The 15,607-nt window shown below is 49.6% G+C and carries 17 protein-coding genes; 4 read left to right on the forward strand and 13 right to left on the reverse strand.

Annotation, left to right across the window (positions count from 1 at the left end):
* Nucleotides 1–204: 204 nt before the first annotated feature.
* The 3 genes from LKK83_RS23760 to LKK83_RS23770 form a co-directional block, all read right to left on the reverse strand.
* The gene (locus tag LKK83_RS23760; RefSeq protein WP_324633878.1) at nucleotides 205–1,935 is read right to left on the reverse strand and encodes a glycoside hydrolase family 10 protein; all 1,731 of its coding nucleotides are present in this window, start codon (nucleotides 1,933–1,935) and stop codon (nucleotides 205–207) included.
* Nucleotides 1,936–1,985: 50 nt separating this feature from the next.
* Nucleotides 1,986–2,114 (reverse strand): hypothetical protein, encoded by a 129-nt coding sequence (locus LKK83_RS23765; protein WP_324633879.1) that lies wholly within the window; start codon nucleotides 2,112–2,114, stop codon nucleotides 1,986–1,988.
* 98 nt (nucleotides 2,115–2,212) lie between these two features.
* A complete protein-coding gene (locus LKK83_RS23770; protein ID WP_324633880.1) occupies nucleotides 2,213–2,788 on the reverse strand; it encodes a DUF924 family protein in 576 nt (191 codons plus the stop codon).
* Between the two features lie 213 nt (nucleotides 2,789–3,001).
* Between LKK83_RS23770 and LKK83_RS23775 the strand changes: the two genes are divergently transcribed.
* Nucleotides 3,002–3,166 carry a hypothetical protein gene (locus LKK83_RS23775; protein WP_324633881.1) on the forward strand — a complete coding sequence of 55 codons (165 nt, stop codon included), beginning with the start codon at nucleotides 3,002–3,004 and terminating at the stop codon, nucleotides 3,164–3,166.
* A gap of 206 nt (nucleotides 3,167–3,372) precedes the next feature.
* Here the strand turns inward: LKK83_RS23775 and LKK83_RS23780 are convergent, their stop codons facing one another.
* From LKK83_RS23780 to LKK83_RS23810, 7 genes are all read right to left on the reverse strand, one after another.
* A complete protein-coding gene (locus tag LKK83_RS23780; protein WP_324633882.1) occupies nucleotides 3,373–4,014 on the reverse strand; it encodes a ThiF family adenylyltransferase in 642 nt (213 codons plus the stop codon).
* A 183-nt stretch (nucleotides 4,015–4,197) separates the two neighbouring features.
* Nucleotides 4,198–5,037 carry a hypothetical protein gene (locus LKK83_RS23785; RefSeq protein ID WP_324633884.1) on the reverse strand — a complete coding sequence of 280 codons (840 nt, stop codon included), beginning with the start codon at nucleotides 5,035–5,037 and terminating at the stop codon, nucleotides 4,198–4,200.
* Nucleotides 5,037–5,492: a bis(5'-nucleosyl)-tetraphosphatase gene (locus LKK83_RS23790; protein ID WP_324633885.1), complete on the reverse strand. Its 456-nt coding sequence runs from the start codon at nucleotides 5,490–5,492 to the stop codon at nucleotides 5,037–5,039. Before LKK83_RS23790 ends, LKK83_RS23785 begins: the two co-directional genes overlap by 1 nt.
* Before the next feature lie 67 nt (nucleotides 5,493–5,559).
* The gene (locus tag LKK83_RS23795) at nucleotides 5,560–6,105 is read right to left on the reverse strand and encodes an RNA 2'-phosphotransferase (RefSeq protein ID WP_324633886.1); all 546 of its coding nucleotides are present in this window, start codon (nucleotides 6,103–6,105) and stop codon (nucleotides 5,560–5,562) included.
* 138 nt (nucleotides 6,106–6,243) lie between these two features.
* Complete coding sequence (locus LKK83_RS23800) at nucleotides 6,244–6,939, reverse strand: hypothetical protein (protein WP_324633887.1); 696 nt, start codon at nucleotides 6,937–6,939, stop codon at nucleotides 6,244–6,246.
* Nucleotides 6,940–6,985: 46 nt separating this feature from the next.
* Nucleotides 6,986–7,846, reverse strand: coding sequence for a hypothetical protein (locus LKK83_RS23805; protein ID WP_324633888.1), 861 nt, complete (start codon nucleotides 7,844–7,846; stop codon nucleotides 6,986–6,988).
* Nucleotides 7,847–8,384: 538 nt separating this feature from the next.
* Nucleotides 8,385–9,350, reverse strand: coding sequence for an aldo/keto reductase (locus LKK83_RS23810; RefSeq protein ID WP_324633889.1), 966 nt, complete (start codon nucleotides 9,348–9,350; stop codon nucleotides 8,385–8,387).
* A gap of 148 nt (nucleotides 9,351–9,498) precedes the next feature.
* Between LKK83_RS23810 and LKK83_RS23815 the strand changes: the two genes are divergently transcribed.
* Nucleotides 9,499–10,086: a DUF1802 family protein gene (locus tag LKK83_RS23815; protein ID WP_324633890.1), complete on the forward strand. Its 588-nt coding sequence runs from the start codon at nucleotides 9,499–9,501 to the stop codon at nucleotides 10,084–10,086.
* Between the two features lie 374 nt (nucleotides 10,087–10,460).
* Nucleotides 10,461–12,107, forward strand: a complete 1,647-nt coding sequence (locus tag LKK83_RS23820) for a DUF1565 domain-containing protein (protein WP_324633891.1) — start codon at nucleotides 10,461–10,463, stop codon at nucleotides 12,105–12,107.
* 203 nt (nucleotides 12,108–12,310) lie between these two features.
* On the opposite strand, the gene LKK83_RS23825 is transcribed toward LKK83_RS23820, so the two are convergent.
* From LKK83_RS23825 to LKK83_RS23835, 3 genes are all read right to left on the reverse strand, one after another.
* Nucleotides 12,311–12,739 (reverse strand): NUDIX hydrolase, encoded by a 429-nt coding sequence (locus LKK83_RS23825; RefSeq protein ID WP_324633892.1) that lies wholly within the window; start codon nucleotides 12,737–12,739, stop codon nucleotides 12,311–12,313.
* A gap of 222 nt (nucleotides 12,740–12,961) precedes the next feature.
* Nucleotides 12,962–13,414, reverse strand: coding sequence for a DUF3531 family protein (locus LKK83_RS23830; RefSeq protein WP_324633893.1), 453 nt, complete (start codon nucleotides 13,412–13,414; stop codon nucleotides 12,962–12,964).
* Between the two features lie 139 nt (nucleotides 13,415–13,553).
* Entirely contained in the window at nucleotides 13,554–14,498 is a 945-nt protein-coding gene (locus tag LKK83_RS23835) for a Sll0314/Alr1548 family TPR repeat-containing protein (protein WP_324633894.1), read from the reverse strand.
* A 320-nt stretch (nucleotides 14,499–14,818) separates the two neighbouring features.
* Here LKK83_RS23835 and LKK83_RS23840 point away from each other — a divergent pair, with 320 nt between their 5' ends.
* Nucleotides 14,819–15,493 (forward strand): ABC transporter ATP-binding protein, encoded by a 675-nt coding sequence (locus LKK83_RS23840; RefSeq protein WP_324633895.1) that lies wholly within the window; start codon nucleotides 14,819–14,821, stop codon nucleotides 15,491–15,493.
* Nucleotides 15,494–15,607 lie beyond the last annotated feature (114 nt).

The raw sequence follows: 15,607 nt of genomic DNA on the forward strand, positions 1-15,607 counted from the left end.
AGCAAATTGGTCGTGAATAAAGCGGGTCACTGAGTGAAATTAAAATCGTTTAAACGAGAGAAATTGTATCATTCTTCGGGGGGATAATCGCGGGATTAGATAAAGCGGAGTTTAACCCGAGTTTTCTCTCAACCGGATGTGGGATTGGTCATAAAAAAAGGTGGGCAAATTGCCCACCTTAGAGAGAAGCATGATGAGAGCGAATTAATATCCCATTGCTGAATTTTCCACAGAAACCACAACTCCAGGACTTTGATTGGCGATGCGGTCTACTGCAGCTACTGCATAGGTTCCCGCTTGAAGACCCGCCAGGGAATTGGTGGCAGAATTGAGAATTTTCACCAGTTCCCAATTATTGCCATTTAACTGATAAACGGTCCAATAGCGAATATCATTGGATGGGGCACGATTCCAGGTAATGGCATTGGCCTGTGAGGTGACTTGGGTAGGCGGTGCTGGTGGTACGGAATCCAACCAAGGCATCGCCGGGGGAAGTGCGGGGGAATAGTAAACCGAATTTTTGAAGCGATCGTTAATTCCGAGCCGATTTTCCTTAAACACTTTCATACTGAAGAAAATATTTCCCAGGGAAAGGTTATCGGATTGTTGGCGAGAGATTTCTACCTGTCTTTCAAACTCGGAAATCGGCCAATTCGTGCCGTCGAGTTTGCTCAAATAGTTCCCGGCATAAATATGACGGCGCAGGGGATTGTTTTCGCTCCACCATTGCAACAAAACGGGGTAACTTTGTTGCGGGGGGTCGATGCGCCAGTAGAGTTGGGGAGCGAGGTAATCCAACCAGCCTTCATCGAGCCATTTTTTCACATCAGCATAGAGTCCTTCGTACTGATCGAAGCCAACAATTCCTTCTACTTTGTCGGGACGATAAATGCCGAATGGGCTAATGCCAAATTTGACGTAGGGTTTTTCGGATTTGATTCCAGCCCAGATCCGTTGAATCATTTGATTGACATTTTCCCGCCGCCAGTCAGGGCGAGAAAGGGTACCGCCTGCGGCTTGATATGCGCGGTAGGTGGCGTCATCGGGAAAGCTGATTCCTTCTTTGGGATAGGGATAGAAATAATCATCGATGTGAATGCCATCTAAGTCATAGCGACGCACCACATCCATGATGACGTTGTAGGTCCAATCTTGAACTTCTTTTACTGCCGGATCCATCCATAATAAATCGCCATATTGATAGGCGTATTGCGGATAAACCGAGGCGATGTGATTGGCAGTGAGGGGATATTTTTCACTGGGCATCTTGGCGCGGTAGGGGTTGAACCAGGCATGAAGTTCGATGTTGCGTTTGTGGCTTTCGGCGATCGCGAATTCCAAGGGGTCGTAAAACGGTTGGGGCGCTTTCCCTTGGGTACCCGTCAGCCACCCACTCCACGGCTCGATTTCTGAGGCATATAACGCATCCCCATTGGGTCGAATTTGTAAGACTAGCGCATTCAAATTTAACGATTCCATTCGGTTAAGAATGTCGAGCAATTCTGCTTTTTGTTCTTCTACCGAAAGATTGGGACTGGAGGGCCAATCAATATTCACCACAGATGCCACCCAGACTCCCCGGAACTCGCGCTGAGTTTCGAGGCTAACGAGTTTGGGAACCGTCTGGTTCATTTGAGGTGAAATTGGGGTTTGACTCATGGTTTCGGCGGGAGAAATCCAGGCGGGAGGGGAAACCGAAGGCGGGGGAACGGGGCGCGATGGATACTGGGCGTACACTTGATTGGCACCGATCGCCAGCAGCAGCAAACCGGCCCAAAATCCAAACTGCGCTGCCCGAGGTTTTCCTCGCCAGAAATGACCGACCACCTGTCGGTACAAAGACCAGATGTGCTGACAAAATCTGCCCATCGCACGCAGTAAGTCGATGGGTCGATGTTGACTGAAAATTCGGAACACTAGACGCATCAATTTCATATGATTTACTCAGTTAATTATCCCACAGTGTCAGGAGAATCTGATTTAAGTTACCCTCTTTTTAGGGTTTCCTCGGGATGGGGGGGGAAACGGGCGATCGCGCATTCTGCCGGATGCTGACTCTCCGGCGTCGTCGTCGGTTCCACCCCGGGGGTTTCCCGGAGGGGTTCGCATTTCAATGGCGATCGCTAATACAAGAATTACACGATATCATCCCGATATTTTGACAGAATTTAATTGAAAAAGAAGCAGATCCGCCACCTTGCCTCTTTACTGTCTAAAAACCGGATCCGGGCTGCTGGAGAAATTCTCGTTCTTCCGGCGTACTTTTTCGTCGCAGAATTGCGTTACGATGGGGAAAGCGTCCGAACCGTTCGATAATGGCGCGATGCCGTTCGGCATAATCAATGGCGGAGGCGCTTTCGGGATCGTCGCTGAGTTGGCAAAATAATGCGATCGCCTGGTGCTGATGTTCCAAGTTTTCGCTATGCTCGAATGGCAGATAAAAAAACCAGCGCTTCACCGGTAACATCTGCTTATCGTAACCCCGCTCAATGGCATGCTGTGCGGCGGCGAGGGCTTGAGGATCTGTGGCGAAGGCTTGCGGCGTAGCGCGAAACAGATTTCGCGGAAATTGGTCGAGCAACAGAATCAATGCCAAACAGCTTTCCGGCGCGTCTTTCCAGCCCTCGAGCAATCCTTGTGCTGCCATTTCGTAGTCAGCTAAAAAATGCGATCGCACCGTTTCATCAAATTCGGCATCTTTGGTAAACCAAATTTTTCGACTTTTACCATATTCCGGATCCTCGGGTTTACCAAACCAAAACTCTAATATTTTCTCGACTCTTGACATATTAACCGTCCTCTGATAAGAGAAACCCTAGCCAATCTTGGCTGGATTTTACCAGATTTTCTCTAATGTCTTATAATGCGATCGTGTGAGCGGGCAAAGTTGAATCGATCTCCGGTGAAAACCCTCGGGTTTTTGAGCCACTCATTACCTGAATCGAACCCTTGAAAGTTCCCACATTTACGCTTGTGTCACAGCAGATTTTGGAGTAAAAATATGGCTGAAAATAAAGAGAACAAACCGCAAAACGTGCAAGACACCACAACCCAAGGGGGTCAAATGACCCAGCTTACCCGCCGCCGTGGTGGCCCCCAAGGTCGTCCGATCGCTCCCAATAATGACCCAAAACAGGAATCTGACTTAATGGGTTATCTGGATTAAATTCTACATCAATTTCGCGGGTGGGCATGGGAAAAAACCCCACACCTGAGAAGGGTAGGGCGTCGATCCAGACATCAGCCCGCCTGCGCGGGCTAATTTGAAAAAGGTGGTGACCAGTGGGAGAGTTTTATTACCATAAATTGGCGCATTTGTCAAGCTCGAAAGGGGAATTTTGACACCCCCTTGCCCACCCCAGTGCGCGATCGCTATCCTAGAAAGGGCTGCACGGCAAAATCCCCCAGGGTCACGGTATAACTCTGTCGCTCATTGGTTGCTACAAAGTGAATAGCCACTTCGCAAGCAACCGCAACGGTGAGGGTGACTAAGTTTCGCGCTAAAGGATAATCGCAAATATCATCATTTGTAGGGGAAGGAACGCGATAATTTTCGTTCCAAATAATTTCCGCATAATCCGCAGCCATGCCCACATGCAAGCAGGGCAAATTGGCGCGATCGCAGTAATCTTTTAGCGCTTTTCGCCCTACGCTATTGTCAAAGGTATCGAGAACCAGATGGGGGCGCTCGCCGATGAGTTGAGCGGCATTTTCGGCGGTCAGTTCTTTTGCCTGAGCGTTAATTTTTACCCCTAACGCGCGGTAGAGGCTGTTAGCAATAATTTTGGTTTTAAACGCGCCAATATCGGAACGGTAATAGGGTTGCGTGGATAAATTCCGCTCTTCAATGCGATCGCGATCGATGACCTGCAACTGAGAAAATCCCATGCGAGCCAAACTTTCGGCGATATTCGCACCCAAAGCCCCCGCACCGCAAATCGTTACCGGAAAGCTTTTTAATTTGGCCATCAATTCCGGGGTTCTATACAGTTCTTCATGGAAATAAATAGACATTTTTTGTCATTGGTCAATGGTCATTGGTCATTGGGAAAAAAGTTAGCAGAATAAGTGGCCTAATTGCTGAGAGGAAATCTGGGGAGCAAAGGGATGGGTTAAATGCGCCTTTGTCATGGGATAGATTGATTGCCAAGTTGCGACTGATAGTTGACTGTAACTTTTTTGATTTCCACCGAATTCTTAGCTGTTTTCGATGACGCCGACGAGGGAATGGAGGTCAAAATCGCGATCGCGTCCGCTCAAACAGATTCCCGCACCGATGACGGTGAAATCCGATTTAGAAATGGCGGAAGTGTGAAGTTCGCCGGTGCTGGTGGTCCATTCCACGGTCCAATAGTCCTCGCCGCGATCGCGAAACCTTTGCAACTCGCCACCGCCCATGCGTAAGGCTTCGCGCAGGCGTTTTTCATCTTGCTGGTGCTGAAAATTTGGGTTAAATTCAGCCATTTGTCGCGTTACCAATTCGTAAACCGTTCGCATTTCCGGGGTCATTCCTTTAAAGCGAACAGTCTCCGGTGGGGCGATTTGTTGGAGGTGTTTTCGCAGGCGATCGCTGGGCATCGGATCCGCGCGGCGATCGCCTTCTTCAAACCACCAGTTCTTCCCATCCCAACGGGCTATAATCGGTTCAAATTCAGCGCCATCGCCGACTAAATGAACCGCGATCGGTTTGACAAAACCGATGCGCTGACGCAGGTCCGATTCATTCATCGGATATGCCAACCAGGTTTGTCCTTTCAATCGATAAGCTAACCACAATCGCACCGGGAGAAACCGGGACAAATAGTCGGCAATGTGGAACACTTCCGCTTCTTCTACCAGCTTCGCTTCAGTCTCGTTTGTGGGCTGAAAAATTCCCCATCCTTCAAAGTCTCGGGGTTGGGTTTTAAACGTATAAATCATGCCCGCCACCCGGATCCGCACCCGCCCGCTTTGCACGCAAGGGGCAACAAACTGAGTCTCTCTCAGTTGCGCTTCGCGATCGCTCAGTCCCTCGAGCAGTTTGCGGATATCAGCCATCAGCTTTTCCTCATTTTTGTGTTTAACATTCTGGCACTATCTTCAGCAAAATAGCGCTCTACCGCTTGCAGCAAAGGGTCGATTGTTTTGCTCTGAATCCCGTGGGGCGGTTGCCAGTCTATCCAGGTAAAATGACTGTGTTCGCTGACAGTAACGCTCACCGCTTCTTTCAGCCAGCCGAGAAAGATGACCACGGTTTTATCGACTTTTCTCCCGCCATAGCGCTTGTAAGAAGTCTGATAATTGTCCGTAAACCGGAAATCTGGATCTAAATCCACAGCACTGGCGGGAATTCCGGTTTCTTCATGCAGTTCGCGCAGGGCACAAGTCAATTCGTCCTCCCCGGCTTCTATATGACCTTTTGGTAAGTCATATCGGTTGGGATTTTGCATTAGTAAAAAACTGAATTTCGGCTCATTCCGCATGACCAAAACGCCGCATGATTTTACGTCCATAATTAAAATTTAAACCGATTACTATATAGGACAGTTTAGAGAAAAATATCTGTTGGATGAAACATACTTACACCTGAGTCAAATATTCCGGCGGCACTTCATCCACGAGCCACACTCCATTGTCCGAACGGTAAAAGGAATAACCGTTTGACTGCATTTCTGTCGTATTAATCGCAAAAACTACGGGTTTTCCATGTCGCGCTCCTACCTTTTTGGCGGTTTCGATATCTGCCGATAAATGAACGTGATGCCGCGACATTTTATGCAATCCTTTTTGCAAAATTGACGCCACAGCGCGGTGTCCGGTTCCGTGATAAAGCACCTCTGGAGGATTGGTCGGTTCTAATTGTAAATCGATATTGATGCTATGGCCTTGATTGGCACGAATTAAGGTGCCAGTTTCGTCAAAGGAAAAGCGTTGTTTGTCGTTTTTAGCGACGACTTCGTTCAGTTCTTGGCGAGAGAGGGGAAAGTTATGCTGATGAGTGGCATTCAGCAGGTTTTCCACGGAAACCCATCCGCCGGGAGCGAGTTCTAAGCCGATCGCCTGGGGATGGTGTCTCAGGTGGTAGCTGAGATATTTGCTGATTTTAACTAACCGTTTCGGGTTCATGGATGGGGTTTCTTTTTATTAGAGCAAAAATTGCTTTTAAAAAATGCTTTTGCTGATGAGTTTAGGAGGCAGAGCCTCCGGTTTTCGTTCCCAGGCTGAGCCTGGGAACCAGTTGGGAGGAAAGGGGGTGAATAATAGTTAATCGAATTCTCCCCTTTGATGGAGGCGATCGCGCAGTTGTTTGAGTTCTTTTTTGTTCAGTTGTTTTTTCCAAACTTGTTTGAACTCTTGCTCTTCAAGCTGCGTGACGAAATTGCCGCCTTCATCGCGCCGGATTTTCGGGACTTTTTCAATCCATCGCTCTACGGAGAAGAAATACCATTGTCCGTGGATTTTTTCGTACCAGAGATCGCGATTTAGGCGAACCACTGTCACCGGCGATCGCGCGGGTTTGTGTTTGCGAGGCAGCCGGGGATTTTTTTTGAGCAACCCGGTTTCGGGACAAACATAAAACCCGCAAACGGGATACCAGTGACGCCCTCCTTTATTATAAGGTTTGCCGTCAATATATTCCACATGCTTAACCACCTCGGATTCTAAGTGGTGATAGAGGTGATTTTTGATGATAGAATCAGGTTTTATCGTGGCACGAATTTCGGAGTAAACGTCATTCCAAGGGCGACCCACTTGTTTTTCTAGATAGCGGCGCAAGGGGGCGAGATAGTCAGTCCGCCATTTTTGTCCGTATCCATATTGTCGCCCGCGCCCCATTGACAATCGTTTCGTTCCTTCATATTCCGGATCGGCTTTTAGTTTTTGCTTGATGCGTTTTTTGCGGGTAATTCCTCCTGTAGAACCGCGTTCGACGAGGAGGCGATGCATATCTTTTCGCATGGATTCAGGTGAAAAAATTGGGCATTTAGAGTGGCGATCGCGCGCCTCAGGAAACAGCCGCCAAACTTTTCGTCGGTCGATCGCCGCGAACCGCACCCACACATAATTGCGCCACCAATTCTGTCGCCGTCGCCGCACTTTGCAATTGTGCGAAATTCACCGTTTTCGGTTGACTTTTGGTGTCGCGCAGCACTTTCGCAATCCCCGACTCGCTCAACCGCATGCCGGCTTCGAGGAAATCGGTGCAGGGGTTGAGATGTCGCGGAGTGGGCGATCGCGATCGCTTGCACCAGAAATGACTGATAACGTGGAACACTTGTCCCTTGCCCCAATCAAAACTCACCGCCACAATCGGTGCTTGATGACGCGCCAACAAATCGTGACTCGCCGCTTCAATTCTAACTTTGTCTGGATTGGCAATTTCGATCGGATGAGAACTGCTCTCCAACCACCACTGCGGATCCGCACCCAGTACCACCACTTCCGACCACAAGCTATGAAGACTCGCTTCCACGGAGATGACTTCATCCCCAGTATAGCGATTATTCCAGCGCACGGTATGGGGAAATGCCGGCTGTAGGAGCTTTCCCAATGCCCAGTCAGATGACACTAACCAAGTGCCATTCTGCACAAGGGCGGGAAGCTGTTTGACGAGGGTCTCGGAATAAGAGTCAGAGCAATTGGCGAAAACAATTTTTGCCTCTAACTTGTTCGCATCTGGATTCATCGTCATGGGCAAGCCGAGACAGGTCAAAATATCCTCAACGCGATCGTAACTGCCACTGTAAACGGCGACATCTTTGGGCGTAATTGTATCGATAATTTCTAAATAATCGGGATGCTGTTCGGCGAACCGCTCTCGCACGGCGGCTGCAGCAATTTTATAAGCTTGTTTCATATCGCTCACGGTTTACCTCCTTCGCCGCAAAGGCGCGATCGCATTAGTCTCTAGACGGGGTTTTTTCTCCCTTTTTCGCCTCAGTTTTTCTACCTAGGCTAATTAAACCCTGCCAAACATTAACCCCGTCACTTGGGTTTTTCGGTCCACATTTTGCGGGTGAGTGTGAATGTCGCCCCACCTAGGGGATGGGGCAAAAAAGAGTTCGGTTTCAACATGGATCCTCCTAGCCGTTCCGGCATCTCTGCATCTGTATTATGACATACTACAAAAAAATGTCAAGGGTTTTTTCACAAAACCGCGAATGGTGGGGCAATAGAAGGGTTAAACCCTTGCATAGCGGAGGTTTTGGCGAATATGGCGCGGCGGAATATCCCACAAATCCGCGCCAATTTCCGCCTCGGGCGTGCCACTACTGCGCCACAAAAAAACCCCACCCCGGGAGCCACTGCTCTTGCACAGGAGCGGTTTGGGGGTGGGATTCTTGCGGATTTATGGATAGCTTTCTACCCAGGAAAGGGTTTGAATTTGCACGCCCGGCCAGGGTTTAAAAGTTCCACAACACTCGATTGTCATCTTTTAAAGGATCGGTGACAATTCGTCCGATCGCATCGATTTCCTTGAGGTCTTCATCGGTTAATTTAATTTCGGCGGCTTTGGCATTATCGAGGGCTTGTTCCGGTTTGCGCGCCCCTGCGATCGCCTGAGTATTCGGTTGGGCAATTAACCACGCCAAAGCTAACTGGGCGAGGGTGCAGTTTTTCCCCTCCGCAATGGGACGCAGTTTATCCAGAGCTTGCTGCACGCGAGCGTAATTATCTTTATCGGAAAACAGCTTATTTTTTGAGCGATGATCCCCTTCTGCAAACTGATGATTCGGGCCAAATTTTCCGGTGAGAAGTCCTTGCGCCAGAGAAGAATACGCCAAAATCGACATTTTATTTTTCACACAATAGGGCATTTCCTCTTTTTCGATTTTGCGCCAAAAGAGAGAATACGGCGGTTGCAAACTATCAATGCGCCCGAATTGAGCCGCTTCTTCCATTTGGGCGACGGAAAAATTGGAAACGCCGATCGCGCGGATTTTGCCTTTATCCTGTAATTCTACCAAGGCCCGCATAGTTTCCTCGATAGGAACGACTTCAGAACCGAAGCTTCCCGAGGGCCAGTGGATTTGGTATAAATCCAGATAATCGGTTTTCAGATTTTTTAAAGAGCGATCGCACGCTTCGATAACTCGGTCGTATTTCAAATGATTGGCAAACACTTTGCTGGCGATCGCGACTTTATCTCGCACATCAGCCAGCGCCGCACCCAAAATCTGTTCCGAGTGACCCTCGCCGTATTGTTCGGCGGTGTCAAAAGTGGTAATGCCGGCATCGTAGGCGGCGCGAATGGCGTTGGTGATTTCCGTATCGTCAATGCCAACCCACATACTTTTGCCCGCTTGCCAAGTGCCCATAATGATGGGGGTTATCTTTACCTCAGATGTGCCTAAAACTCGCGTTTCCATGTGCTTCTCCTTAATGGGGATGAACTTGTAACGATAGTAGCTTAAATCTCAGCGGGGTGGGGAAATATCTATCTGGAGTTGTAGTCTGACCCGATCGCCTTGTTCCAACCTGTTGTATTCTGTTTATCGAACCGATGAAATTTAGGCCATGATGCAACTGAACCAAGCACTCAAAGAATGGGCGATCGCCGTCAATGCTCTGGAAGCGGGAGAGACGATTTTGTTACTTCGCAAAGGGGGAATTCGCGAACGAGGCGGGCGCTTCAGCGTTCCTTATCGAGAGGTTTTGCTTTACCCGACTTACGAACACCAAAAACCGGACTTATTAAAACCCGAATATGCCGATCGCGTTACCCCGGTGGAGTCGGGATGGCATCCGGAACGGATTGCGATCGGCAGTTGGGCAGAAGTGACGGATATTTTACCCATGACCCTGGAAACGGAGGCGATCGCTGCCGATTTGATGGCACAATTGCAACCCTATCACATTTGGAGCGATCGCATGGTGAGCGATCGCCTAAAATGGAAACCCCGGCAACCGCTTTACCTGCTGCTGTTGCGAACTCACAAGCTATCCGTACCGCGAGACATTCCCTACCGACAGGAGTATGGGGGATGTCGGTCCTGGATTTCACTGTCTGAAACCATCTCCCTTTCCGACTCCACCCCAGTTCTCGCCGATGCGGAATATCGCGATCGCTGCGATCGGATCCGGCAAATTTGCACCTCGGTATGACGTATGGTGACTGGGCGATGAAAGGCGCGCCATTGCGGGAAAGAAGTATTATTTTGTCAGAGTTAGTATAAAAAATGGCAAATTTCTCGGTGGCGCGCCAGGGGTTGCCCCAGTTCAAGGCGCACCTGGTAATTTTCCACCGCCGATATAAAATACCAGTTGGCAGATTGTCCCTGGTGTGGGGTAAAGATTGAGAAAATCTGAAATGGCTCAACGGGTTATTCCCCGGGCATCGCGCACCTCAATCCCCCCAGGGGGCGATCGCGAATCTGGGAGTCAGTTGAGAGAGTGAGCTAGGGCGATCGCGATCGGCGAGACAGAGTTCGTAGAGTGAAAGTGTCAAACAACGATCGACTTCAACAAAAAAATCAACTATGAAACGCTTACTCTTTACAACGCTCTCTTCCCATTCCAAGAACAAACCGTCGAAAAAACGTCGGCGCGCGATCGCTTCTCTTCCCGCCAGTTTAGCCGCACTTTTGCTCTGTACGGGTGGTGCGATGATGATGCCGGCTGCCAATGCGGAACTAGACACGCGCAACAGCTTACAAGCAGCGGTAAACGAAACGATTATCTATGTCAACCCGCAACTGGGTAGCAATTCCAATTCCGGGATGAGCGAAGCCAGTGCCTATCGTACCATCACTTATGCCCTGGAACAAGCGGAAGCCGGCACGGTGATACAGCTTGCCTCGGGAACCTATAGCCAAGATAGCGGCGAATCGTTCCCCCTGCGGGTCAAATCTGGCGTTACCCTGCGCGGGAACACTTCCAAAAAAGGCCAAGGTATCTTGCTGATCGGCGGCGGAACTTACCTCAGTCGCACTTTTGCGGGTCAAAATATCGCGGTTTATGCGGCAGATAATAGCACTATTGAAGGGGTAACGATTACCAACCCCAACGGAAGCGGTACGGGACTTTGGGTAGAATCCACCGACCCGATCGTGCGAAACAATACCTTTAAAAACAGTCAGCGCGATGGCATGTTCGTCACCGGCAGCGCTGCGCCAACCATCGAAAATAATGTGTTTATCCAGAATGAGGCGAACGGGATTTCCATCGCCCGCGACGCTAGAGGGGAAATCCGAGGCAATTTGTTCCAAGACACCGGTTTCGGGTTGGCGATCGGGGGGAATTCAGCCCCTTTCCTGACGGGAAATACTATCTCTCAAAATATGGATGGCATCGTGGTGTCGAATTCGGCAAAACCCATCCTGCGCGAAAATACCATCGAAGGCAACCAGCGCGATGGTTTGGTGGCGATCGCTTCCTCGCAACCCGATTTGGGTACGGCAGAAAGTGAGGGGGGCAACCGGATTCGCAACAATACCCGTCACGCGATTTATAGCGTGTCGTCAGAAACAATTCTGGCGATCGGCAATGACATCGATCGCGAACAAATTATCGGCAGCGTCAACTTTATGCCGTCGGATATCCAAGTTGCCTTTGAAGATATCCAAGGGCACTGGGCGCAATCTTATATTGCTTCCTTAACCAAAAAAGGTATTATCGCTGGGTTCCCGGATGGTACTTTCCGCCCCAACGAACCCGTAACCCGCGCTCAGTTTGCGGCGATCGTCAACAAAGCGTTTGCCCCGCCTGCAGAACGCCCCGCGATCGGGTTCCGCGATGTGAGCAGCAATTTCTGGGGCGCTGAAGCGATCGAGGTGGCTTACCGAGGTGGTTTCCTCTCCGGCTATCCAGAAGGTCTATTTCGCCCCAGCCAAGAAATCCCCAAAGTTCAGGCGATCGTTGCTTTAGTCAGTGGGTTGGAATTGCGATCGGATAATACGGCGGTACTCTCGCGCTACAACGACGCCAGCCAAATTCCCGACTATGCCTTAACTGCTGTAGCGGGTGCCACTGAGAATCAACTGGTGATTAACTATCCCAGTCTCTCACAATTCGATCCGAACCGTCAAGCTACCCGCGCTGAAGTCGCCGCTTTCGTGTACCAAGCTTTGGTGAATGCCGGCAAAGCGGAAGCCATCCCGTCTCCTTACTTGGTTGCCACTCCGTAATCTCTCTTGAATTGTATCGTATCTCACAAAACGAGGGGCACGGCATTGCCGTGCCCCTCGTTTTTTTGTACTTTGTCTAAAAAATCGCCAATATACATCATCGGCGCAGCGGCAGTTCTCCTGGCTTTTTTGCCCGCCCCACGCACCCTACGAGTATGTGGATTCGAGTAGGTTAAGGGCAGGAAAAATTGGACTGGCGAACCTCATAAGTAGGCCAAACAGCGTTCGGGTACAAGCAGCAATTCCCCGGATTCAAAGCGCGCAATATCCACCCACAAGGCTTTCTTTTTCCGCTTTTTTTCCTGGAAGAGAATCGACTCGCGTTCGTAAAATTCGCGATCGCGAAAGTCGCACTGGTAAAGCTGGATTAGTTCGTGTCCCGGTTCTCCCTGATAGGTAAAAATATTTTCCAAGGTCGCTAGGTAGTAAATGTTGGTCAAGTGGGCTTGAATTTCTTCGTGAAATTCCCTTCGCAAAGCCGCCATGCTGGATTCGCCAAATTCCACCCCGCCACCAAGGGCGCGATAAAAGGTTTGCTCTTTGAGCGCGTCATATCCTTCGGAAACAAACAGGCGATCGCCGTGGCGAATAATCCCCAAAGCAATCACCCGAATTTTATTTTTATTACCCATTTTTCCTGGCTGTTGTCTGTTATAATAAAAGAATTCAGTTTCGCTGCACTGTCATTCCCCAGCCTCGTCTAGAGCCTCGGTTTCATTGTAGATAAAGCAGACTTGAAACCGGGTTTGTGGTTGTAATGATTTGCCCCAGAATTCGGCTTGGGGGAAGACACCCGGTTTCTAACTGCTACTGAACCTACATCCTAGAAATGACAGAAAGAATCTGGTGAGGGGTTAGTTATCGTAGACAAACATGGCGCGCGATTCGCTATCGGCGACGGGCCAATCGCGATTTTCGCCCCCAATAATCAGACGTTTGATTTCTACCAATTCTTTGCTGAGGCGATCGAAGGAATTAATCAAGACATCCAGGGCGATCGCGTCACTGGTTCCCAAATCGAACCAACAGCGCGCCCAAATCCCGTTATACTCCAATTGCCCCATATTGTGCATCAGCGCCATCAAGCTTTCATCGCTGGCATTGGTATCGTAATCCATGTAGCTAATCTCCAAGCCGGTTTCCTGAACCTGAAGATTTTCTGCATTGAATCCGCCGAGTTTGCCTAAGAAAAACCAAGAATCGAAGACTTCCTCAATATATTGCCTTTCCACCTGTCCCGGAACTGTGGTGAATTCCAGCCAGATCCATACATCAAACGGGTTAAACTCTCGGAACTGTACTTCCATCTGTGTTATCCTCTTTACTGATACCAGCTAGGGCGCAACCCAGCCAAAAAAAACCGACGCCTTGTCGATTATACCTCAGCGTCGGGGGAATTGAAAATAGACCCGAGAAAATTGCGGATTTTTCTCCAGGATTGGCGGGTTATTCTGTAGTGGAGCGCGCGGCCATTTCGGGAATTTTTCTCAAGTTGCGATCGCGTTCTTTTTTAAGCTGATTTCTCAGACTTTCCGGGAATTTCTCATCGGCTTGAGCCATTGCGGCATTAAAATAATTGTCAGCCTCTTGCAAAATTTCCGCACTATCCACATCGTTGCCTTGTTTCACCAGAATTTGACCTTTGAGATACAACAATTCTGGGTTATTCGGCGTATATTCCAGGGCTTTATTCACCGCCGCCAGTGCCTTATCCACTTCATCCAAATCGCGATAGCCCACCGCAATGCCGCGATAGGCGAGATAAGGGGGGGCGGCATAATTTTCCAAGCGCGCGATCGCGTCATTGCCATCGGCAAACGGCAGGGTCACGGCTAACATCAAATCCATGAATCCTTTAATCAAATTCAACTCCGGATCCGTTTCCGAAATGGCTTCTGCAGCATCGAAATAGCGAAACACCTGCCGCAGTTTTGCCATTGCTTTCGGAGTGCCGCCGAGCACCCCTTCGGTGCTAATAATGTAAGCGCCTTCTAAAAAATGTCCCAATCCTGTATAAAGATTCCCCCGCAACGGATTGGTGGCAATCAGCCGTTCCCCAGCTTGGCGCGTTTCGGTGGCGTAGGTATTCAGACGATTCCAATCTTCATCTAAATACGCAAATGCCGACTGCATAGCATAAACTAAAGGTTCGTTCGGTTCGGTTTGTTCCGCTTGTTTGAGCAGGCGCTCAGATTCGAGATAGTTGCCTTGTTCGAACAACACTCGAAACGCCGCTTCTGTGGTGTTGCCAATTTCGTAACGGTTTTCCGCGGTGCGAAACGGATCCGATGCTAGTATGGGAGCTACTCCCACATTCAGGGCGATCGCCGCCGCCCCCGCGATCGCCGCCAACATCCGTCCTGCTCTAGAAAAGCCATGTTTCATCGTCATACCTCGTCAGGCCAATCGTAACTTAATTAATTATGCAAAATCTATAATCCGGTGGAACGCGGGCGGAAAGCCCCTGATGTCCCGGGATTCGGATCCCACCGGAGAACCCTCCGTTCCCTCCCGGGCGATCGTCTCATCCCCTACAATCTAAACGCGAAAATCCAAGCCTCTTTGACGCCTTGCCCGGGAGCAAGTTCCTTCCTCTCGGTTAGCGGCGCATCGCCGTTGAATGGGTAAAAATAGAAAGAGCGAGGGGTTTCCCCGGCGCTTGCTCAGCGCCAACCCTTTGCGTTATCCACCATCTCTATATTACTGTCTCAATGCTCTATCTGAGAAACCTGACCTATCACCCCACCGCCAGTCCCACCCCGATTCTCAAATCGATTAACCTGGAATTTGCCCCACAGCAATTGGGGCTGATTATCGGACCGAGCGGTTCCGGTAAAAGCACCTTATTGGAAATTTTGGCAGGACTGGCGGAAAGCACCTCCGGCGAAGTCTACTGGCGCAACCAAAACCTGACCCCCGCACACCTACAACAACTCGCCGGCTTGGTTTTTCAGTTCCCAGAGCGGCATTTTTGTTGTGGCAGCATCTTAGAAGAATTGCGTCTCGGACATCCAGAATTGGGGTCAGAACGGGTTCGCAACGCCCTGCAAGAAGTGGGCCTAGATGCGTTATCCCTGCAAACGCCTCCTCATTCTTTGAGCGGCGGACAACAGCGCCGTTTAGCGTTAGCCGTGCAATTAATCCGTCAGCCCCATTTGCTCCTGTTAGACGAACCCACCGCCGGATTGGATTGGTCCATGCGTCAGAATTTGGTAAAATTACTCGAAAAACTCAAGCAACATTGGACCTTATTGGTCGTCACCCACGATGCGGGAGATTTATTAAGTATTGCCGATTGCTGCTGGACGCTCAATCATGGCGAATTGCAATCCGTCGAACCGGATAAAATTTCAATTAGCCAACAACTCTCTGCTGTGAGTTCTTGAGGTAAATTAAAGAGTAAAGCGGTGGGAATTGAGAGTGAAAAATTGAGAATTGCGATGAGGTTCGGTGAATTAACCGAAATCATCAATGGAGCGCAGTAGCGGACTTTACTTTTC

Source organism: Phormidium sp. CCY1219, assembly GCF_035615515.1.
GTDB lineage: Bacteria > Cyanobacteriota > Cyanobacteriia > Cyanobacteriales > Laspinemataceae > CCY1219.

Bases quoted from the DNA above. Each gene is read 5' to 3' on its own strand.
- LKK83_RS23760 (WP_324633878.1), bottom strand. From the start codon at position 1,935: ATGAAATTGATGCGTCTAGTGTTCCGAATTTTCAGTCAACATCGACCC.
- LKK83_RS23770 (WP_324633880.1), bottom strand. From the start codon at position 2,788: ATGTCAAGAGTCGAGAAAATATTAGAGTTTTGGTTTGGTAAACCCGAG.
- LKK83_RS23775 (WP_324633881.1), top strand. From the start codon at position 3,002: ATGGCTGAAAATAAAGAGAACAAACCGCAAAACGTGCAAGACACCACA.
- LKK83_RS23780 (WP_324633882.1), bottom strand. From the start codon at position 4,014: ATGTCTATTTATTTCCATGAAGAACTGTATAGAACCCCGGAATTGATG.
- LKK83_RS23785 (WP_324633884.1), bottom strand. From the start codon at position 5,037: ATGGCTGATATCCGCAAACTGCTCGAGGGACTGAGCGATCGCGAAGCG.
- LKK83_RS23790 (WP_324633885.1), bottom strand. From the start codon at position 5,492: ATGGACGTAAAATCATGCGGCGTTTTGGTCATGCGGAATGAGCCGAAA.
- LKK83_RS23795 (WP_324633886.1), bottom strand. From the start codon at position 6,105: ATGAACCCGAAACGGTTAGTTAAAATCAGCAAATATCTCAGCTACCAC.
- LKK83_RS23800 (WP_324633887.1), bottom strand. From the start codon at position 6,939: ATGCGAAAAGATATGCATCGCCTCCTCGTCGAACGCGGTTCTACAGGA.
- LKK83_RS23810 (WP_324633889.1), bottom strand. From the start codon at position 9,350: ATGGAAACGCGAGTTTTAGGCACATCTGAGGTAAAGATAACCCCCATC.
- LKK83_RS23815 (WP_324633890.1), top strand. From the start codon at position 9,499: ATGATGCAACTGAACCAAGCACTCAAAGAATGGGCGATCGCCGTCAAT.
- LKK83_RS23820 (WP_324633891.1), top strand. From the start codon at position 10,461: ATGAAACGCTTACTCTTTACAACGCTCTCTTCCCATTCCAAGAACAAA.
- LKK83_RS23825 (WP_324633892.1), bottom strand. From the start codon at position 12,739: ATGGGTAATAAAAATAAAATTCGGGTGATTGCTTTGGGGATTATTCGC.
- LKK83_RS23830 (WP_324633893.1), bottom strand. From the start codon at position 13,414: ATGGAAGTACAGTTCCGAGAGTTTAACCCGTTTGATGTATGGATCTGG.
- LKK83_RS23835 (WP_324633894.1), bottom strand. From the start codon at position 14,498: ATGACGATGAAACATGGCTTTTCTAGAGCAGGACGGATGTTGGCGGCG.
- LKK83_RS23840 (WP_324633895.1), top strand. From the start codon at position 14,819: ATGCTCTATCTGAGAAACCTGACCTATCACCCCACCGCCAGTCCCACC.